Raw genomic sequence first — 19,490 nt, 5'->3', positions numbered from 1 at the left:
GGCGCAGTGCATCCCGGGGCCCCGGTCGGAACGGGCGAGGCTTCAGACCCGCCGCAGGACCGCCACCACCTTGCCGAGGATGGTGGCCTCGTCGCCGGGGATCGGCTGGTAGGCGGAGTTGTGCGGGAGGAGCCATACGTGGCCGTCCTCGCGCTTGAACCGCTTGACCGTGGCCTCGCCGTCCAGCATGGCCGCGACGATGTCCCCGTTCTCGGCGACCGGCTGGCGCCGGACCGTGACCCAGTCGCCGTCACAGATGGCGGCCTCGATCATCGAGTCGCCGACGACCTTGAGGACGAAGAGCTCTCCGTCGCCCACGAGCTGGCGGGGCAGCGGGAAGACGTCCTCGACCGATTCCTCGGCGAGGATCGGGCCGCCGGCGGCGATCCGGCCGACCAGCGGAACGTACGAGGCGGCGGGCTTGCCCGTCGTGTCGGTCTGCTGGGTGCTGGGCTGGTCCGAACCGCGGACCTCGTACGCGCGGGGGCGATGGGGGTCGCGACGCAGGAAGCCCTTGCGCTCCAGGGCCATCAGCTGGTGAGCGACGGACGACGTGCTGGACAGTCCTACCGCCTGGCCGATCTCCCGCATCGAGGGCGGGTACCCCCGGCGCTGAACCGAATCGCGAATGACCTCGATCACCCGCCGCTGCCGGTCCGTGAGCCCGGAGCTGTCCGCCCGGATTCCTGGTGGGCGGCCGGGCATGGAGCGCGCGGGACGCGTGGGCTCCTGCCCCTCCGTGTTCATGACTGAGTCATTCATTGCATGCACCGGCTCAAGTCGGCTCTGGGAGCGGTGGTCCTGGGCAGTGATGGTGGCACTGTCTGCGGTCGTGGTCACGTCGGCCCCTCTCGAATGTTCTCCCTAGTTGGACAACGGTAGTAGCTTTCGAAAGGTTGCGCCAAACACACGTTCGAGTGAAAAACAAATAAAGGCCCGCCTGGGGCTTACAGCGGGGTGTATGGGCACCCTTCGGGGCGACCGGCAATTCGGATCATTACGGTAGCGTCCGCCGGTCCCCGAAGCGTGTGCGGGGGGCCTTTTCCGGGGGTTCGGCGCCAGTCTGCCACCCGGTGCCCCGGCATCCGGCGGGCCGCGCGTTTCCCGTACCCTCATGGCTGGCCGCATGTCGCGGCGGCGGTACGGGAGCGCGACACGCGCTAGGGCCGAAAGTGACGCGAAACCCTAGATCTAGTGGTTGGATTGCCCCGGTCGCCCAGAGGTTGTGGTCCCTGGTTCATCGGGGGAGCGGCGATCGCCTATGCTTGAGCCTGCTTCCAAGGGTCCGTGAAGGGCCTGGAGAGGCCATTCAGTCGTGCTGTGAAGGAGGGTTGGGAGCCATGCACTGCCCCTTCTGCAGGCACCCCGACAGCAGGGTCGTCGACAGTCGCACCACCGACGACGGCACGTCGATCCGACGCCGCCGCCAGTGCCCCGACTGCTCCCGCCGTTTCACGACGGTGGAGACCTGCTCGCTGATGGTGGTCAAGCGCAGCGGCGTGACGGAACCCTTCAGCCGCACCAAGGTCATCTCCGGTGTCCGCAAGGCGTGCCAAGGGCGGCCCGTCACCGAGGACGCACTCGCCAAGCTCGGCCAGCGGGTCGAGGAGGCGGTGCGCGCCACGGGCAGCGCCGAGCTGACCACCCACGACGTGGGTCTGGCCATACTCGGCCCCCTTCAGGAACTCGACCTCGTCGCGTACCTGCGGTTCGCGTCCGTGTACCGGGCGTTCAACTCACTCGAAGACTTCGAGGCCGCCATCGCGCAACTGCGCGAGCAACGGCCTTCCGCGAAGGGACGCGGGAGCGGCGAGACCCTTGAGGTCCCCGCGCCCGCCATCGCCGCCGACTGATCGGCACCGGTCGGCCGGCGGAGGTCTGCCGGCCGGACGCAGGGCGGTACCAAGACCTGTTCCCGGCGCTGCCAGCGGCGCCCGGAGCATCAGACACACACTGTGCCCTGGGAAGAACTGGGTACTTCAGGGCGTTTTTGCCCACATATGGGAGGCGGCATGACAGAGACGGCGAGCGGCCCGGCACGAGGTTCCCGCACCAAGGGCACCAAGTCGACTGCGAATCGGCAGGGTCTGCGTATCGAGCGCATTCACACCACCCCCGGCGTGCATCCGTACGACGAGGTGGCGTGGGCGCGCCGGGACGTCGTCATGACCAATTGGCGCGACGGCTCGATCAACTTCGAGCAGCGTGGCGTCGAGTTCCCCGACTTCTGGTCGGTGAACGCGGTCAACATCGTCACCAGCAAGTACTTCCGGGGCGCCGTCGGCACCCCGCAGCGCGAGACCGGTCTGCGGCAGCTCATCGACCGGATCGTCAAGACGTACCGGAAGGCCGGTGAGGACTACAACTACTTCACCTCTCCCGCTGACGCCGAGATCTTCGAGCACGAGCTGGCCTACGCCCTCCTGCACCAGATCTTCAGCTTCAACTCGCCGGTCTGGTTCAACGTCGGAACGCCCCAGCCGCAGCAGGTCTCCGCGTGCTTCATCCTGGCCGTCGACGACTCCATGGAGTCGATCCTCGACTGGTACAAGGAAGAGGGCATGATCTTCAAGGGCGGCTCCGGTGCCGGCCTGAACCTCTCCCGTATCCGCTCCTCCAAGGAGCTGCTCTCCTCCGGCGGCAACGCCTCCGGCCCGGTCTCCTTCATGCGGGGCGCCGACGCTTCCGCCGGAACGATCAAGTCCGGTGGGGCGACCCGCCGTGCGGCCAAGATGGTCATTCTCGACGTCGACCACCCCGACATCGAGAACTTCATCGAGACCAAGGTCAAGGAGGAGGAGAAGATCCGCGCCCTGCGCGACGCGGGCTTCGACATGGACCTGGGCGGCGACGACATCACGTCCGTCCAGTACCAGAACGCCAACAACTCGGTCCGCGTGAACGACGAGTTCATGAAGGCCGTCGAGTCCGGCGGGAAGTTCGGTCTCCGCGCCCGGATGACCGGTGAGGTCATCGAAGAGGTCGAGGCCAAGTCCCTCTTCCGCAAGATGGCCGAGGCGGCCTGGGCCTGTGCCGACCCCGGCATCCAGTACGACGACACCATCAACCACTGGCACACCTGCCCGGAGTCCGGCCGGATCAACGGCTCGAACCCCTGCAGCGAGTACATGCACCTGGACAACACCTCGTGCAACCTGGCCTCGCTGAACCTGATGAAGTTCCTCAAGGACGACGGCGAGGGCCGCCAGTCCTTCGAGTCCGAGCGCTTCTCCAAGGTCGTCGAGCTGGTCATCACCGCGATGGACATCTCGATCTGCTTCGCGGACTTCCCGACGCAGAAGATCGGCGAGAACACCCGCGCCTACCGTCAGCTGGGCATCGGTTACGCCAACCTCGGCGCCCTGCTGATGGCGACCGGCCACGCCTACGACAGTGACGGGGGTCGCGCGCTCGCCGGCGCCATCACGTCGCTGATGACCGGTACCTCGTACAAGCGCTCCGCCGAGCTCGCCGCGGTCGTCGGCGCGTACGACGGCTACGCCCGCAACGCGGAGCCGCACCAGCGCGTCATGAAGCAGCACTCCGACGCGAACGCCGTCGCCGTGCACGTGGACGACCTGGACTCGCCGATCTGGGCCGCCGCCACGGAGGCCTGGCAGGACGTGATCCGGCTCGGCGCGAAGAACGGTTTCCGGAACGCGCAGGCCTCGGTCATCGCTCCCACCGGCACCATCGGTCTCGCGATGTCCTGCGACACCACCGGCCTCGAGCCCGACCTCGCCCTGGTCAAGTTCAAGAAGCTCGTCGGCGGCGGCTCGATGCAGATCGTCAACGGCACGGTCCCGCAGGCGCTGCGTCGCCTCGGCTACCAGCCGGAGCAGATCGAGGCGGTCGTCGCGCACATCGCCGAGAACGGCAACGTGATCGACGCCCCGGGCCTCAAGCCCGAGCACTACGAGGTCTTCGACTGCGCGATGGGCGAGCGTTCCATCTCCGCCATGGGCCACGTCCGGATGATGGCGGCCATCCAGCCGTGGATCTCCGGCGCGCTCTCCAAGACGGTGAACCTGCCGGAGACGGCCACCGTCGAGGACGTCGAAGAGGTCTACTTCGAGGCGTGGAAGATGGGCGTCAAGGCGCTCGCGATCTACCGCGACAACTGCAAGGTCGGCCAGCCCCTCTCCACGAAGAAGTGGGAGGAGAAGAAGGACGCGATCACCGCGAAGACCGAGGACACCATCCGCACCGCGGTGGAGAAGGTCGTCGAGTACCGTCCGGTCCGCAAGCGCCTGCCCAAGGGCCGTCCGGGCATCACCACCTCCTTCACGGTCGGTGGCGCGGAGGGTTACATGACCGCGAACTCCTACCCGGACGACGGTCTCGGTGAGGTCTTCCTGAAGATGTCCAAGCAGGGTTCGACCCTCGCGGGCATGATGGACGCCTTCTCGATCGCGGTCTCGGTCGGCCTCCAGTACGGCGTGCCGCTGGAGACGTACGTCTCGAAGTTCACCAACATGCGCTTCGAGCCGGCCGGCATGACGGACGACCCGGACGTGCGGATGGCGCAGTCGATCGTCGACTACATCTTCCGTCGCCTGGCGCTGGACTTCCTGCCGTTCGAGACGCGTTCCGCGCTCGGTATCCACTCGGCCGACGAGCGTCAGCGTCACCTCGACACCGGTTCGTACGAGCCGTCGTTCGAGGAGGAGGGGCTGGACACCGAGAGTCTCGCCCAGTCGGCTCCGCTTCAGGCGGAGCCCCTGAAGGCGGTCGCGGCCCCGCAGGCGGTGGCTGAGGCGCCGGCTCCGAAGACGGCCCACACCTCGGCCGAGCTGGTCGAGATGCAGCTCGGCATCAGCGCGGACGCGCCGCTCTGCTTCTCCTGCGGTACGAAGATGCAGCGCGCCGGTTCCTGCTACATCTGCGAGGGCTGCGGCTCGACCAGCGGCTGCAGCTGATCCAGGACGCCCGATCCGGGCGTAGAACACCTGCTCAGGGCGGTGGCGCCGATTGTTCGGCGCCACCGCCCTGAGCGGTTGCCGGACGGGTTCCGGCGTCCGCGCGGCACGCCGGAAGCACAGGAAGCCGTACAGGAATCAGCTCAGGAGCCCGGGGGGCGGTGCCCCATGGCAGCGGCGAACTCGTCCGGGTCACCGTCGAAGCCGCGCACCTGAGGGTGGAACGCCCAGACACCCGAGCTGTCCCGGGTGAACTCCGCGACCACCGCCGCAGTGGCCCCCGACACCTCCGAGAAGTCGCTCTCCGAGAGGTTCGTGTACCCCTCGCGGATCTGCACACCGGTGCGCTGTATGTCGCCGAAGGTCCTCCGGCCGTCCCGCTGCTGGATCGCGACCCCGATGATCACCCGGCCGTACGTCTCGGCCAGCCGGTCCAGTTCGAGCGTCATGATCTCGTCGAATCCGAGCCCCTGACCGGTCCTGCTGTCCCGGTTGAGCGTGATCGTGCCGTCCGGTGAGCGGCTGTCGAAGTGCACCAGGTAGGCGGGGCCTCCGTACAGATCGTCCGTTGTGTACGGCGCGGCGATTATGTCCAGGTCATGTGCCGGCTCGCCCGCTGTGCTGGGATCCCACTTGAGCCTCACTTCAACCTTGTCGATGTCCTTATTGGGAGTGCTCATCGGACTTCCCTCCTCGCGCCGGCCCGGCGGACTCTCTCACCGCCAGATCATGACCGTAACTGTCCGTGAATCCAACCGCCTTGGCGGTCGGCGGCGCAATCGGGCCATGGTCGCGGAGAGGGCGCTCAGTGCGGGATGCGGCGCGGAGGCCGCTGCACGACCTCCTCCCGGAACAACTCGATCTCTGTGCTGACCTGGCGCATGAGGTGGGTGTTCTCTATGCGGTCGAGATAGAGGCACTGCCTGGCCAGGCCCTCCAGTTCGAAGGCGAAGCAGAGCGACATCAACGGGTTGACGAACAGCTCGCTCCCACGGGTGCGCGAGGTGAACTGGACGTCCCCGAAGGCACCTCGGACGGCCGCGCCTATCGAACCGTTGACGATGCTGGGGTGTTCGGGCGTGTTCTGCTGGGCGTGGGCCACGGCGTCGACGAAGAGCGCGCCCTCACGGGTCGCGCGAGGCACGGAGAACGCGCCCAGGTAGGCACCCGCGCGTTCCAGGGCGGCGATGTTCTCCAGGACGAGGCCGTGGCTCACTCCGTGATAGGCGTCGACCCCGAACCCGATGGACACGACCAGGCGCTCCGGGACGTCGATGCCCGCCAGCGCGGCGACGCTGGTCAGGTCCTCCTCAGGAGTTCCGAGTCCCGACTCGTCGCCTCGCATCAGGATGTCGGTGCCGCCGTCGACGAGCACCACGGCGTCGATGTCGTAGGCGTCGATCAGCGCCCGGTAGGCGGCGCGGAGCGGCTGCACACCGACACGTGGGAACGCGTGAACCGTGCTGGGATAACCGTGCAGTTCGAGCCACTGGGCGAGGGTGCGTTCCGGGAAGTACGCCTGGTGGAGCGCGCTTCGCGGTCCGATGGTGGCGACATCGGGCGCGAGCCAGGATTCGAGCGGAAGCCCCTCGACCGCGCTGAACGAGAGATTGGCGAGTCGGACGTCCTTTCCCTGGTGCATCAGGGAGAGGGCCACGGGGAGTCCCGCGTAGATGTCGAATCCGCCGCCGGCGCCGGCGACGAGAACGCGCTCGGCGGATTCGAGCCGGGCGAACAGTGGATTGGCTTGCAGCGCAGTCATGTTGATCATTCTGCGGCGGGAGGGGATTGCTCCGGGCGGAGTCCGTCGTAGCGTGACCCGCGCCACGTCCGGCGCCGTACGATGGCGCGGTGCTGGTGAAGTGGATTCGCTGCACCGTGGTGGACCGTCATGGGTTCGAGCGGGGGCAGCGGAAGTGGGCGGGGCTGCTGGGTGAGCCGGGGTTCAGGGGACAGAGCGGGGGATGGAGCCGGGCGGAGCCGGATGTGGCTCATGTCTTCGCGTTCTGGGAGAACCGCGTCTTCTACGACTCCTTCATGGCGCGTGGTCACGACCGGCTGGCCGGGGCGCAGTCCGGCATGTACCGGGACATGCAGGTGAAGCTCTTCGAGTACCGCTTCGACGTGAAGACCGGCTTCGAACCGCACTTCACCGACGCGGATGTCGTCAGGGTGGCTCACAGCCGGGTGCACGAGGACCGTGGGGAGCACTTCTCGTTGATGCAGCGACAGGTGTGGAATCCGGCGATGGCGGGATCGCCGGGGATGCTGCGCGGGATGTTCGGGGAAGCGCCGGGGCACGAGTTCCTTGTGCTGTCGATGTGGCAGTCGAGCGCCGAGCGCGGCAAGTACCGGCCGCAGGGCGTGGAACGGCTCTCGGTCCGTGCGCAGACGGAGACGGATGTGGCGGAGCTGACCGGGGACGTGGTGGAGATCCAGCCGCTGTGGACGGTATGACCGGCTGACGTCGGTTCCTTCGGCGGATCCGGGTACGGCCGATGCGCGGCCCTCGCTCGCTATCGGACCCTCGGAAGCGTCCTGGGCGGGGAGCCGCGGACCGCATGGGATCGCTTGCCTGATCGCGGCGGCCCCGGAGGTGATCCTGCTGGACGGGCCCGCCAACCATCTCGACGAAGGTGCTCCGGAATGGCCGGAAGGAGCCCTGAGCGCCCACCCCGGCACGGGTGGGTGGCCGACTCGCACGACAGGGCTTCCTGGAGTGGTCACCTCGGCCGTCCTGGAGCTCGGCGCCGACCGCAGGACGATCTTTCGGTACGGCGGGGGATACGCGGGCTTCGTGGCCGGAACGGAAGGCGGCACGGATCCGACGGGAGCAGGTGTACGCCCGGTGGGCGGAGGGCTTCCCGGCTTCGGGAGTACGTCGCGACCACCGCTCATGACCTCGCACCCGGGCAGCCATCACGGGCAACAGGACGATGGCGTACGACCGGGCGGGAGGCCGGTCCAGGAGCCGGGGGAGGGCGTTTCCCACGGGCCGGGCGCGCTCGTGGTGCTCTCCCGCTACTGGCTTCTCCGCCGGCCGTTTCGTTGGTCACATATGCCGGATGGAGTCCGGACGACTGCTCGCGCCAGTCGCCCGGGGCCTAGTGTCATGACATGGCACGACCGCAGCGCATCGTCCTCGTCCGGCACGGTGAGTCCGAAGGCAACGCCGACGACACCGTGTACGAGCGGGAGCCCGACCACGCGCTGAGACTCACGGCCGAGGGAACGCGGCAGGCCGAGGAGACGGGCGTCCGGCTGCGCGAGCTGTTCGAGGGGGAGCGGGTCAGCGTCTACGTCTCGCCCTACCGCCGGACTCACGAGACGTTCAGGTCCTTCGGTCTCGACCCCGACAAGGTGCGGGTGCGCGAAGAGCCCAGACTGCGCGAGCAGGACTGGGGGAACTGGCAGGACCCGGACGACGTACGTCTGCAGAAGGCGTACCGGGACGCGTACGGCCACTTCTTCTACCGCTTCGCCCAGGGTGAGTCCGGGGCCGATGTGTACGACCGGGTGGGGGCGTTCCTCGAGAGCCTGTTCCGGAGCTTCGAGGAACCCAGCCACCCGGAGAACGTCCTGCTGGTCACGCACGGGCTGACCATGCGGTTGTTCTGTATGCGCTGGTTCCACTGGTCCGTGGCGGAATTCGAGTCGCTGTCCAACCCCGGCAACGGGGAGACCCGGACGCTGACGCTGGGCGAGGACGGCCGCTACGTGCTTGACCAGCCGTTCGAGCACTGGCGCACCCCGGAGCCGTACGGCATCACCGGATAGAGTGGCAGAGCGATGACCGCTGATTCTGCTTCCGACCGGCGCTTCGAACGCGCACTGGCCAGCCTGCGTGGGCTGTCCGTGGGCGACGCGCTGGGCTCCCAGTTCTTCGTCCCCGTCAACTATCCGCTGCTCAAAAGGCGCGCCCTGCCGCCCGGCCCGTGGCAGTGGACCGATGACACCGAGATGGCTTCCTCGGTTCTCGCCGTGCTCGCCGCGCACGGCCGGATCGACCAGGACGCGCTCGCTCACTCCTTCGCCCGGCACCACGATTTCGACCGGGGCTACGGCCCCGCCGTGAACCGGCTGCTCAGACTGGTCCGGGAGGGTGGCGACTGGCGTGAGCTGGCGTCCGCGCTCTTCAACGGGCAGGGCTCCTGGGGCAACGGCTCCGCCATGCGGATCGCGCCGCTCGGGGCCTGGTACGCGGACGACCCGGAGCAGGCCGTCCACCAGGCCGAGATCTCCTCGTACACGACGCACCAGCACCGGGAGGCCGTCGTCGGCGCGATGGCGGTGGCCGCAGCAGCCTCGCTGGCCGCAGCCCCGGGGGGCCCGCCGACGCCCGGTGATCTTCTCGACGGCGTCATCGCCCTCGTACCGCGCAGCGCGGTCGGCGCGGGGCTGCGCCGGGCCCGGGACATGCTCGACTACCGGGACGCGGGGACGGTGGCAGCCGTTCTCGGAAACGGGCGCCGCACGAGTGCACATGACACCGTTCCGTTCGCCCTGTGGTCGGCTGCGCGGAGCCTCGGTGATTTCGAGCAGGCGTTCTGGGTGACGGCCCAGGTGGGTGGTGACGTCGACACGACCTGCGCCATCGTCGGAGGTGTGGTGGCGGCCGGCCCGGCGGGGGCGCCGCCCGCCGACTGGCTGGCGCAGACGGAAGAGCCGCCGCCGTGGATCGCGGTCGCGCGCGGCTGACGACCCGCCCGGCCGAGCCCACTGTCACGGTCCTGCCACAGCGCGGTCCACGGCTGCTGGATGGACCGCGAGGGGAATACTCTTTCGGCCACGCCGCCACTCGTTGATCTTGTAGTGGCATGGCGCCGAACGAGACGCCGGGGCGATCGTGCGCCTGCTGGCCGTGCGAGCGGGCCCGGCGGGGAGGGGTCCCATGTCCGAGTCCGATCAACCGTCCGAGGCGTCGCGCCGACCCGACGCGTCCGCGTCACCCGACACGTCGACGTCACCCGCACCGTCCAAGGTGTCCGCTCCTCGCGGAGCAGCAGAGTCGAGCGGTGCGCCCGCTCCTGGTGGTACGCCCGATGCGAGCGGTGCGTCAGAGGTGAGTGCGGTTCCTGAAGCCGGGGGCGCCGCTCCTGAGCACCAGGCGGCGGCTCCGCGTACGGATGCCCAGGGCGCGCCATCCTCCGCGCCGGGCGCTGCCCGCGCACGCGCGGTGGGGGAGCCCGCCGGCCCCGTTCCGGGACAGCGGCAGCAGGCCAACCCATGGCACCAGGGGGTACGGCCCCCGGGTGTGCGTTCCGGGCTGCATCCGGCTCCCTCGATTCGTATACCGGCGGGCACGCTCTGGTCCGTCCTCGCCACCGGGCTCCTCAGCGCCGTCCTGCTGGGCGAGGGCCTGGGCCCGAACCTCCTGATCGTGGCCGTGCCGGCCGCTCTCGCTGCCTTCTTCGCCGCGCTGTACGCCGGCCGGAGGCCGCGCCCGTGGACGCTCACCTGGGCGGTCGGAGGTCTGGCGCTGCTCGCGGTGCCGGCGCTCCGCGACGCCGGCTGGCCGACCTTCCTCGCCGTGGTGTCCGCTCTCGCGCTGGGCTCCCTGGCACTGCACGGCAGCCGCAGCTGGCTGGGCATCTTCCTGGGTTCGCTGGGACTGGTCGGCTCGGCCGTTCCCGGCCTGCGGTGGGGATGGCAGGGGCTGCGGTCCCAGGCGGAGGTCTCGCGCGAGCGCTGGGGCGTGGTCGTCCGCACCACGGCGGTGGCCGTGGTGCTGCTCATCGTGTTCGGCACGCTCTTCGCCGGAGCCGACGCGGCCTTCGCCGACCTGCTGGGCAACCTCGTACCCGATGTGTCGATCGAGGACGGCCCATGGCGGGTCTTCCTGTTCCTGCTGGGTGTGGTGGGCGCGCTCGCCGCGGCGTACACCGCTGCCGCTCCGGCCCGGTGGGACAAGGTGACCATCACGCCCGGTCCGGCCAGGGGGAGGGTGGAGTGGGCGCTTCCGCTGATCGTCCTCAACCTGCTCTTCGCGGCGTTCATCGCACTCCAGCTCGCCGTCCTGTTCGGCGGATACGACAAGGTGCTGGCGGAGACCGACCTCTCCTACGCGGAGTACGCGCGCCAGGGCTTCTGGCAGTTGCTGTGGGCCACTCTGCTCACGCTTCTCGTCATCGCCCTCGCCCTGCGCTGGGCACCACGCGGCGGGCCCAGGGACCGGACGCTGGTACGCGGTGTGCTGGGCGCCCTGTGCGTACTCACCCTCGTGGTCGTCGCATCGGCGCTGCGCCGCATGGACCTGTACGTGGACGCGTACGGCCTGACCAGGCTGCGGATCTCTGTCGCGGCCATGGAACTCTGGCTCGGTGTGGTGCTGGTCCTGATCATCGCCGCGGGCGTGTTCGGCGCGCGGCTGCTGCCGCGCGCCGTTGCCGTGAGCGCGGCGGTCGGCGTCCTCGCCTTCGGTCTCGTCTCGCCGGACGCGCTGATCGCGGAGCAGAACGTCCAGCGGTACGAGGACAAGAAGTCCATCGACATCGACTATCTGAAGACGCTCTCCGCCGACGCCGTACCGGCTCTGGACAAGCTGCCGGAGCCGCTGCGTTCCTGCGCGCTCGCTCGTATCGAGCGCGATCTGGACCGCTCGGACGAGCCCTGGTACGCCTCCAGTTGGGGCGTCGCGCGCGCCCGCGACATCCTTGCGGAGCGCACCGCGCTGGAGCGTGCGGAAGACTGCGGGAGGGCGGGACGCTACGGGACGGGCAGCGAGCGCGAGGGCGAACGGGACGGTGTGGACGGGGAGTTCTACGACCCGTACGACCCGTACTGACGCACTGGCCGGCGGGTCGGTACAGCATTGCTGTACCGACCCGCCGACCGTTCCCGTGCGCGAACCACCCACCTGCCTCCGGCTCGCACCGAGCGGGCTGGATGACGCCCCTGCCTCGTGCGGCGCCCTTCGCGGGCGTGAGGAACTGGCGTACGAGGACGTGCGACGGACCGCAGGGCAAAAGCGCCGTGGACGTACGCCGGAGGCGCGGTGGACGCACGTCGGACGCGTGGCGGGCAGCGGCGCGCGAAGGAGTCGCGGGAGACCGGGTGCCCCGGGGTGTTCTTGGCGTGGTCATCGGCGTACGCTTGCTGGCGCCATGCCGTACGAACCACCCACGCACACCGTCGAGCGCTCACTGCGCGCTACCACCGGTGCCAGGACCGTCGCCGGTGTCGACGAGGTCGGACGCGGAGCGTGGGCCGGTCCCGTCACCGTCTGCGCCGCCGTCACCGGGCTTCGCCGACCCCCGGAAGGGCTCACGGACTCGAAGCTGATCAGTCCCAAGCGACGTGCCGAACTGGCTCCGCTGCTGGAGAGCTGGGTGACGGCCTACGGGCTGGGACACGCCTCGCCGCAGGAGATCGACGACCTCGGCATGACGGCGGCGCTCCGGCTGGCGGCGGTGAGGGCGCTCGACGGCCTGCCCGTCCGGCCGGACGCGGTGATTCTCGACGGCAAGCACGACTACCTCGGAGATCCCTGGCAGGTACGCACCGTGATCAAGGGCGACCAGTCCTGTATCGCCGTGGCGGCCGCTTCGGTGATCGCGAAGGTCCGCCGGGACACGATGATGGCCGAACTGGGCGCGGATTCCGGTGAGTACACGGACTTCGCCTTCGGCGCCAACGCGGGATACCCGTCACCGGTACACAGGGCCGCACTGGAGGAGCGGGGGCCCACGCCCCATCACCGCCTCTCCTGGTCCTATCTTGATGCGTTGCCCAGGTGGCAGCACCTGAAGAAGGTCCGATTCTCCGCCGAGGCGGCTGCACTGGAAAGCGGGGGCCAGCTCGGCTTCGACTTCTGATCGCGCACGCGTAACCACCAGCCGACGCCCGAAGCGTCGGCGCTCGAACGTCACATTCCCGCCTCATCCCCGAGGAGCCTCAGATTCACGAGAGTGCCCAGGGTCCCCGCGTCACGCAGGCCACCGGCCGCACCGCGCCGACCCCACGTCCCGTACCAGGTCCGCGTTCCGCGGCCACGCCGCGTCCCGGGCGTCCGGGCCCCGGCCCCGTGCGGCCCGCGCCCCCGGCGCAGCGCCCGCAGCCCACGTCCACCGCTGCTGCTCCCGCCGCGCGCCCGGCCCGGCCGGAGAATCGTTCCGCGCCGCAGCTCCAGCTGATCCCGGCGTCGGCCGGCGGCGCACTCGACGCGGCCGACGAGGCAGTCGACCTGCTGCTCGACTCGGGACGCGCGCCGGGCGACATCCTGGTCCTCACCACGGGTGAGGTGCATCCCTGGACGGCGCACGAGATCTCCTTCGGAGAAGCCGCCTACTGGGCGCAGCACGACGCCGGCGACGACGTCTTCTTCGCTCACCTCGCGGCGGCCGGCCGTGCGGCGTCCCGCCCGGTGGTCGTGGTCGCGGTCAACGGAGACATCGACGACGCCACCGCACGGGCGCTGCCCGTGGCGCGCGACCGCGCCGGCGCGCTGCTGATCGTGTGCGGAGACCCGCAGAAGATCAACTCCGTGCTGGGCGCGGGGGTCTGAGCCGTACGCCTCAGGTCCCGGCCGCCCGAAGGGGTGGCCGGGACCTTGCGCGTCTCAGCGGGCGGCGGTCCGTCGCAGGGCGTCCACCGCCCCGCCGCCGGTGCGCTGCGGGGCCGGGTCGAGATCCACGTACGTCTCGGAGAGCTTCGAGGCGGGCGACACGGAACTGGGCCGACGCCCGCCCCGGCCCTCGCCGAGCACCTGCCACCCTCCCCGGGTCAGCGTGATGTACGCGCCGCACCTCAGCCCGTGAAGCGTGCAGGCGTCCCGTAGTCCCCACATCCACGCACCGTCCTCCTCCGTCCAACGCTCGTCGCCCTCGCGGCAGTAGAGCAGCACCGCTGTACGGATGGGAGTGCGGCGGCGCAGGTCGTGCGGAAGGACCCGGCGCAGTTGGGCCAGCAGGGCGTTGCGGAACTCCCAGCCGTCGGCGGCCACACTCGTCCGGCGGGCGAACGAGGCGCTGGCAGTGAGCCGTTCCTCGTGGTCGAGGACGGCTACGACAGCGGTCGCCGGAGTCGGCCTGTGGCGGGCGTGCAGGCCACTGACCACCTCACGTGGGCTCCGCAGCAGGGGTATGCCCGCAGAGGCCCACTCGGCTGGTTCCAGCGTCCTGGCAAGGCTGTTGACGGAGCCTGCGGACGCCGAGGACGTTGGCATCGAAGAGGCTTGGGACGGAGCGAATCCGAAGGTCACGATCCTCCCTTCGCTACGCGCCCACGGCGCGGGCAGGGTCGGGTGGGGGCGCGCCGCTGCACGGCCCATCCGGGCCGCGAAAAAGACCGTGCGGGGAGCGACTCCAATTCTTCCTGGCGTACCGGCAGGCGGCAACGAGCAATTGGCTCGGCTGACGGGAATCAACCGGAATGACACTGATATCCCTGCCCAGAGTGTGCCCATGCGACTCCCTCAGCCCCGTCCGAACGGCGAGGACCAGCGGAAACACGCCATGTGGCCCGCTCTGCTGGGCCGGGCCTCGTAGCGGTGCGTGTTCACCGTGTGCCGGAGGGTCGGCGAGAGCCCCGGAGCGGGCGTACGAGGGCGTACGGGCCGGCCCACGAGGCTGACGTCACCCTCTCGCCGCGGGCGCCGCCGGCATGGGCCGCGGCGCCCGCTCCCTGACCGCTGACCGCTGACGCGACGACCGGCGAGGGCACTGGTACTCGGCTCGTCGTGAGGCGGCCGGGGTGCTCTCGTGGCGTTCCGACCGCCCTCGGTCAGTCGAAAGTGCGCAGCAGGAGCCGTAGCCCGCCCGCGATCCCCCGACCGATCCAGGCGAGCGCGCCCATTTCCGCGGCCAGCTCACCGGCTTCCGCGGTCGCTTCCGCCCGGTCGGACCCACTGCGGCACCGTGCACACGAACGAGGCCAACGCCGCTTCTGCCCGCCGCATTTCGCGCATGTCGTCATGGCACCCATTCTTCCCTCGTACCGGTCGCACCGGCGCACGACGGGTCACCTCGCTCGCCAGTGAGGGTGGTGTCACGCGGGGTGAAGTCGCCGATTGTCAGTGGCATCAGGTTGCATGGGGGTATGGACAACCTGGAACTCCGCTCCGAAGCCGACGCCATCCTCGCTGAGCTCGTCGGTGACCCCGGGGGCTCGGCCCGGCTGCGGGAGGACCAGTGGCAGGCGGTGGCGGCCCTGGTGCAGGAGCGTCGCCGCGCGCTGGTGGTGCAGCGCACCGGCTGGGGCAAGTCCGCGGTGTACTTCGTGGCCACCGCCCTGCTGCGCAGGCGTGGCTCGGGCCCCACGGTGATCATCTCGCCGCTGCTGGCACTGATGCGCAACCAGGTCGAGTCGGCGGCGCGAGCCGGTATCCAGGCGCGCACCATCAACTCGGCCAACCCGGAGGAGTGGGAGACGATCTACGGGGAGGTCGAGCGCGGTGAGACCGATGTGCTCCTCGTGAGCCCGGAGCGTCTGAACTCGGTGGACTTCCGCGATCAGGTGCTGCCCAAGCTCGCGGCCACCACCGGCCTCCTGGTGGTCGACGAGGCGCACTGCATCTCCGACTGGGGACATGACTTCCGCCCCGACTACCGGCGGCTGCGGGCGATGCTGGCCGAGCTTCCCGAAGGGGTTCCGGTACTGGCCACCACCGCGACCGCCAACGCCCGGGTCACCGCGGATGTGGCGGAGCAGCTGGGCACCGGGGCCGGGGAGGCGCTGGTGCTCCGGGGTCCGCTCGACCGGGAGAGTCTGCGGCTCGGTGTCGTCCAGCTGCCGGATGCCGCACACCGCCTGGCCTGGCTCGCCGAGCACCTGGACGAGCTGCAGGGCTCGGGCATCATCTACACCCTCACCGTCGCCGCTGCCGAGGAGGCCACCGCCTTCCTGCGCCAGCGCGGCTTCCATGTGGCCTCGTACACGGGAAAGACGGAGAACGCCGAGCGGCTGCAGGCCGAGATCGACCTCCGCGAGAACCGGGTGAAGGCGCTGGTGGCGACATCCGCCCTCGGCATGGGCTACGACAAGCCGGACCTGGGCTTCGTGGTCCACCTCGGCTCGCCGTCCTCGCCGATCGCCTACTACCAGCAGGTGGGGCGCGCAGGGCGAGGCGTGGCCCACGCCGACGTACTGCTGCTGCCCGGCAAGGAGGACGAAGCCATCTGGCGCTACTTCGCCGACACCGCCTTCCCGCCGGAGCCGCAGGTCCGCCAGACCCTGGCGGCCCTCTCCGACGCGGGACGGCCCCTGTCCGTGCCGGCTCTGGAGGCGGCGGTCGACCTCCGGCGCAGCCGGCTGGAGTCGATGCTGAAGGTTCTCGACGTGGACGGCGCGGTCAAGCGGGTGAAGGGCGGCTGGGCGGCCACCGGAGCGGAGTGGGTTTACGAGGCCGAGCGCTATGCGTGGGTGGCCAGGCAGCGGGCCACCGAGCAGCAGGCCATGCGCGACTACGTGAGCACGTCCCGGTGCCGGATGGAGTTCCTGCGCCGGCAGCTGGACGACGAGGGGGCGATTCCCTGCGGGCGCTGTGACAACTGCGCAGGGGCCTGGGCCGACACCTCCGTCTCGGCGGAGACCCTGACCGGGGCGGCGAAGGAGCTGGACCGCCCGGGGGTGGAGATCGAGCCGCGCCGGATGTGGCCCACGGGGATGCCCGCACTGGGCATCGAGCTCAAGGGACGCATCCCGGCCAAGGAGCAGTGCTCCACCGGGCGTGCCCTCGGGCGGCTCTCGGACATCGGCTGGGGCAACCGCCTGCGCCCGCTGCTCGCGGAGAACGCCCCGGACGGGCCGGTCCCGGACGACGTCCTGCAGGCCGCCGTGGCGGTCCTCGCCGACTGGGCCCGCTCACCGGGCGGCTGGGCGTCCCAGGCTCCCGACGCCTCCGCCCGGCCGGTCGGAATCGTCGCCGTACCCTCCATGTCCCGGCCGCAGCTGGTCGGATCGCTCGCTCAGGGGATCGCGGCCATCGGCCGCCTCCCCTTCCTGGGAACCCTCACCTACACAGGGCCGAACGGCGCGCACGCGGCCCGCCGCAGCAACTCCGCCCAGCGCCTCAGGGCGCTGTCCGGCACCTTCGCCGTTCCTGATGACCTCGCCGCCGCCCTGGCGGGCACGCCCGGCCCGGTCCTGCTCGTGGACGACTCGACCGACTCCGGCTGGACACTGGCGGTCGCCGCCCGGCTGCTCCGCCAGGCAGGCAGCGAACAGGTGCTTCCCCTGGTTCTCGCCGCAGCGGGCTGACCTTCGCGCCACCGCGGGCAGAGCGCTCCGGCCACGGCGGGCTGAGCACCGCGGTGAGGAGGACACGTGCACCGCGGTGAGAACGACACGTGCGCCGCGGTGAGCACGACCCAGTGCCCCGGCGAGGACGACACGCTCGCCGCGGTGAGAACGGCGGGAGGGCAGGGCCCCGTCGTCGGCGCCGGGGTGGCGAGTCCTGCGTCCGAGCGACGCCCCGTCCCCCGCGCGAGCGACGTCGCACTCACTCGCGCGGGGGAGCAGCGATCACTGGCGTGAGGGACGGCCGTGTCAGGGGCCGGCTGCCATAATGACCTGCGTGAACCGTCCGACTGCCTGGCGCGACAGCTGGACCGGAAAGCTGAGGCGGGCCACGGAACTCCCCCGCAGCGCGGTCTTCGTACCGGCGCTGTGCGTCCTGGCGGTCGCCGGCTCGTTCGCCGAGTTCGTCGCTTTTCGGGGCTCGATACCCCGGATGTTCGCGGACACCTCTCGGAGCGCCACCGAAGGCGGCAGCGCCATCGGCGTCCAACTGGCGATGGTCGTCGGCCTGTTGTGTCTGTGCACCGCGCTGCCACTGGCTCTCCTGCGGCCCGCCCTCGCCGGCTTCACGGTGACCGCCGCGAGCCTGGGCTCGCTCACGATCTTCCATACGCTGACTCTGGCGGGATGCGCCGCGCAGCTGACCGCCCATTACCGGCTCGGACGCCGTGGGCATGTCCTCGCGCCGATGCTCTTCGCCGTGCCGTTCCTCGCACTGGCCCTCGCCGCATCCGCCGGCACGGCTCCCGGCACCGATTACCTGGTGCGTACGGTGCTCGTCGCCTCGGCAGCCCCGATGGCGGCGTTCGCGGGCCTCGCCCGGCGTGCCGGCCGGCGGGAACGTGAACACGACGCCGTACGGGAAGTCATGGCCGGAACCCGGTGGGAGCAGGCCGCCCGGGAGGAGCGCTCCCGTATCGTCCGCGAACTGCACGACGTCGTGGGCCACCACGTCTCCATGATCGCGGTGCAGGCCGAGACGGCCCGCGTGGCGACCCCTGGAATGCCCACGGCAGGCAGTGAGCGGCTGCTCGGCATCGGAGACACCGCCCGGGCCGCCCTCACCGAGATGCGCCGCCTGCTCGGCGTACTGCGCGACGACACCACGACGGACACCGGTGGCGAGCGCAGACCACAGCCAGGACTGGCGCAACTCGGCGAACTCCTCGACGAGGCCCGCCAGGCCTCCGCCTCCACGATCCGTCTCGTCCTCAGCGGTGTGCCGCGCCCCATGGGCCCGGGCATCGAACTGGCCGCCTACCGCATCGTCCAGGAGTCACTCACCAACGCCCGCAAGCACGCGACGGGCGCCCCGGTCGACGTGGAGCTGCACTACGCCCACGACGCCCTCCACCTCAGCGTCCGGGACAACGGTCCCGGCAGGGCGCCCGCGACGCCGGACGGGGGATACGGTCTGCTCGGAATGCGGGAGCGGGCCGCCGCGGTCGGTGGACTGATCCGCACCGGTCCGGCGCACGCCGGTGGATTCATCGTCGAAGTCTCTTTCCCCGGCCAGCCAGAACGGACCACATGAGCTCCCCGCCGCCACCGATCCGTGTCGTCATCGCGGACGACCACCTGGTCGTGCGCACCGGATTCGCCGCACTCCTCGACTCCCAGCCGGAGTTCACCATCGTGGACACCGCCACGACCGGTGCCGACGCGGTCCGCGTGTGCCGCGAGGTGTCTCCGGACGTCGTCCTCATGGATATCCGTATGCCCGAGATGGACGGCATAGAGGCCACGCGGCAGCTGGTCGGTGAAGCGCCGGACGGAGCGAAGGCGCCGCGGGTCCTCATCCTCACGACCTTCGACCTGGACGAGTACGTCTACGACGCGCTGCGGGCCGGGGCCAGCGGCTTCCTGCTCAAGGACGCCACCGCCGAGCGGCTCTTCGACGCCGTGCGGGTCGTCGCCGCCGGAGAGGCCCTGCTCGACCCCGCCGTCACCCGTCGCCTGATCAGCGAGTTCACCCAACTGCCCGCCAGGACCCGGGCGCAGCCGTCACCGGGCCTGAAGCTGCTCACGGCACGGGAGACCGAGGTGCTGCTGCTCGTCGCCGAAGGCCTGTCCAACGGGGAGATCGCCGCCCGCCTCTTCGTCACGGAGGAGACGGTGAAGTCGCACGTCAGCCGCACGCTGACGAAACTGGGCCTGCGGGACCGCACGCAGGCCGTGATCGCGGCGTACGAGACGGGACTCGTCGTCCCGGGGCTGCGGAGAACCGACCAGGGACCGGGGCCGCACGACAACTGACACACCGCGAGGGGGCGGCCGGCACGGAGTCCCGTCCGCGGACGGGGCCCGTAGCCCGGCTTCACCCGCGTGTGGGAGATC

At 70.3% G+C, this 19,490-nt stretch carries 15 protein-coding genes; 11 read left to right on the top strand and 4 right to left on the bottom strand.

Annotated elements, in window-relative coordinates; translation table 11 throughout:
- Window positions 1-42 precede the first annotated feature (42 nt).
- Window positions 43-840 (bottom strand): transcriptional repressor LexA, encoded by a 798-nt coding sequence (gene lexA / locus AB0C82_RS09785; RefSeq protein ID WP_362838221.1) that lies wholly within the window; start codon window positions 838-840, stop codon window positions 43-45.
- A 500-nt stretch (window positions 841-1,340) separates the two neighbouring features.
- Here lexA and nrdR point away from each other — a divergent pair, with 500 nt between their 5' ends.
- Complete coding sequence (gene nrdR / locus AB0C82_RS09780) at window positions 1,341-1,853, top strand: transcriptional regulator NrdR (protein WP_362838218.1); 513 nt, start codon at window positions 1,341-1,343, stop codon at window positions 1,851-1,853.
- 159 nt (window positions 1,854-2,012) lie between these two features.
- Window positions 2,013-4,919, top strand: coding sequence for a vitamin B12-dependent ribonucleotide reductase (locus tag AB0C82_RS09775; protein ID WP_362838215.1), 2,907 nt, complete (start codon window positions 2,013-2,015; stop codon window positions 4,917-4,919).
- A gap of 143 nt (window positions 4,920-5,062) precedes the next feature.
- Here the strand turns inward: AB0C82_RS09775 and AB0C82_RS09770 are convergent, their stop codons facing one another.
- Both AB0C82_RS09770 and AB0C82_RS09765 read right to left on the bottom strand, forming a co-directional pair.
- Complete coding sequence (locus AB0C82_RS09770) at window positions 5,063-5,599, bottom strand: TerD family protein (protein ID WP_362838213.1); 537 nt, start codon at window positions 5,597-5,599, stop codon at window positions 5,063-5,065.
- A gap of 125 nt (window positions 5,600-5,724) precedes the next feature.
- On the bottom strand, window positions 5,725-6,681 hold the full coding sequence (locus AB0C82_RS09765; protein WP_362838210.1) for a DUF1152 domain-containing protein: 957 nt from the start codon (window positions 6,679-6,681) through the stop codon (window positions 5,725-5,727).
- Between the two features lie 89 nt (window positions 6,682-6,770).
- On the opposite strand from AB0C82_RS09765, the gene AB0C82_RS09760 reads away from it, so the two are divergent.
- From AB0C82_RS09760 to AB0C82_RS09735, 6 genes are all read left to right on the top strand, one after another.
- On the top strand, window positions 6,771-7,376 hold the full coding sequence (locus AB0C82_RS09760) for a YdbC family protein (RefSeq protein WP_362838208.1): 606 nt from the start codon (window positions 6,771-6,773) through the stop codon (window positions 7,374-7,376).
- Between the two features lie 660 nt (window positions 7,377-8,036).
- Window positions 8,037-8,696 (top strand): histidine phosphatase family protein, encoded by a 660-nt coding sequence (locus AB0C82_RS09755; protein WP_362838206.1) that lies wholly within the window; start codon window positions 8,037-8,039, stop codon window positions 8,694-8,696.
- Window positions 8,697-8,708: 12 nt separating this feature from the next.
- Window positions 8,709-9,617 (top strand): ADP-ribosylglycohydrolase family protein, encoded by a 909-nt coding sequence (locus AB0C82_RS09750; protein ID WP_362838204.1) that lies wholly within the window; start codon window positions 8,709-8,711, stop codon window positions 9,615-9,617.
- A gap of 193 nt (window positions 9,618-9,810) precedes the next feature.
- Entirely contained in the window at window positions 9,811-11,703 is a 1,893-nt protein-coding gene (locus tag AB0C82_RS09745; protein ID WP_362838201.1) for a DUF4153 domain-containing protein, read from the top strand.
- A gap of 319 nt (window positions 11,704-12,022) precedes the next feature.
- Window positions 12,023-12,733, top strand: a complete 711-nt coding sequence (locus AB0C82_RS09740; protein WP_362838199.1) for a ribonuclease HII — start codon at window positions 12,023-12,025, stop codon at window positions 12,731-12,733.
- A gap of 65 nt (window positions 12,734-12,798) precedes the next feature.
- Window positions 12,799-13,422, top strand: coding sequence for a hypothetical protein (locus AB0C82_RS09735; RefSeq protein ID WP_362838429.1), 624 nt, complete (start codon window positions 12,799-12,801; stop codon window positions 13,420-13,422).
- Window positions 13,423-13,476: 54 nt separating this feature from the next.
- Here the strand turns inward: AB0C82_RS09735 and AB0C82_RS09730 are convergent, their stop codons facing one another.
- A complete protein-coding gene (locus tag AB0C82_RS09730) occupies window positions 13,477-14,118 on the bottom strand; it encodes a hypothetical protein (protein ID WP_362838197.1) in 642 nt (213 codons plus the stop codon).
- A gap of 836 nt (window positions 14,119-14,954) precedes the next feature.
- Here AB0C82_RS09730 and AB0C82_RS09725 point away from each other — a divergent pair.
- From AB0C82_RS09725 to AB0C82_RS09715, 3 genes are all read left to right on the top strand, one after another.
- Window positions 14,955-17,114 carry a RecQ family ATP-dependent DNA helicase gene (locus AB0C82_RS09725; protein WP_362838194.1) on the top strand — a complete coding sequence of 720 codons (2,160 nt, stop codon included), beginning with the start codon at window positions 14,955-14,957 and terminating at the stop codon, window positions 17,112-17,114.
- Window positions 17,115-17,430: 316 nt separating this feature from the next.
- Complete coding sequence (locus tag AB0C82_RS09720; protein ID WP_362838191.1) at window positions 17,431-18,687, top strand: sensor histidine kinase; 1,257 nt, start codon at window positions 17,431-17,433, stop codon at window positions 18,685-18,687.
- Complete coding sequence (locus AB0C82_RS09715; protein WP_362838188.1) at window positions 18,684-19,409, top strand: response regulator transcription factor; 726 nt, start codon at window positions 18,684-18,686, stop codon at window positions 19,407-19,409. Before AB0C82_RS09720 ends, AB0C82_RS09715 begins: the two co-directional genes overlap by 4 nt.
- Window positions 19,410-19,490: the final 81 nt, after the last annotated feature.

Origin of the sequence: Streptomyces sp. NPDC048560 (genome assembly GCF_040650955.1) — a bacterium.
Classification (GTDB): Bacteria; Actinomycetota; Actinomycetes; order Streptomycetales; family Streptomycetaceae; genus Streptomyces.
The sequence above is the reverse complement of the archived record's forward strand: the minus strand, read 5'-3'. Positions and strand labels throughout refer to the sequence as shown.

Excerpts from the sequence above, each read along its gene's own strand:
- nrdR (WP_362838218.1), top strand. The coding sequence starts at position 1,341 with ATGCACTGCCCCTTCTGCAGGCACCCCGACAGCAGGGTCGTCGACAGT.
- AB0C82_RS09775 (WP_362838215.1), top strand. The coding sequence starts at position 2,013 with ATGACAGAGACGGCGAGCGGCCCGGCACGAGGTTCCCGCACCAAGGGC.
- AB0C82_RS09770 (WP_362838213.1), bottom strand. The coding sequence starts at position 5,599 with ATGAGCACTCCCAATAAGGACATCGACAAGGTTGAAGTGAGGCTCAAG.
- AB0C82_RS09765 (WP_362838210.1), bottom strand. The coding sequence starts at position 6,681 with ATGACTGCGCTGCAAGCCAATCCACTGTTCGCCCGGCTCGAATCCGCC.
- AB0C82_RS09755 (WP_362838206.1), top strand. The coding sequence starts at position 8,037 with ATGGCACGACCGCAGCGCATCGTCCTCGTCCGGCACGGTGAGTCCGAA.
- AB0C82_RS09750 (WP_362838204.1), top strand. The coding sequence starts at position 8,709 with ATGACCGCTGATTCTGCTTCCGACCGGCGCTTCGAACGCGCACTGGCC.
- AB0C82_RS09745 (WP_362838201.1), top strand. The coding sequence starts at position 9,811 with ATGTCCGAGTCCGATCAACCGTCCGAGGCGTCGCGCCGACCCGACGCG.
- AB0C82_RS09740 (WP_362838199.1), top strand. The coding sequence starts at position 12,023 with ATGCCGTACGAACCACCCACGCACACCGTCGAGCGCTCACTGCGCGCT.
- AB0C82_RS09725 (WP_362838194.1), top strand. The coding sequence starts at position 14,955 with ATGGACAACCTGGAACTCCGCTCCGAAGCCGACGCCATCCTCGCTGAG.
- AB0C82_RS09715 (WP_362838188.1), top strand. The coding sequence starts at position 18,684 with ATGAGCTCCCCGCCGCCACCGATCCGTGTCGTCATCGCGGACGACCAC.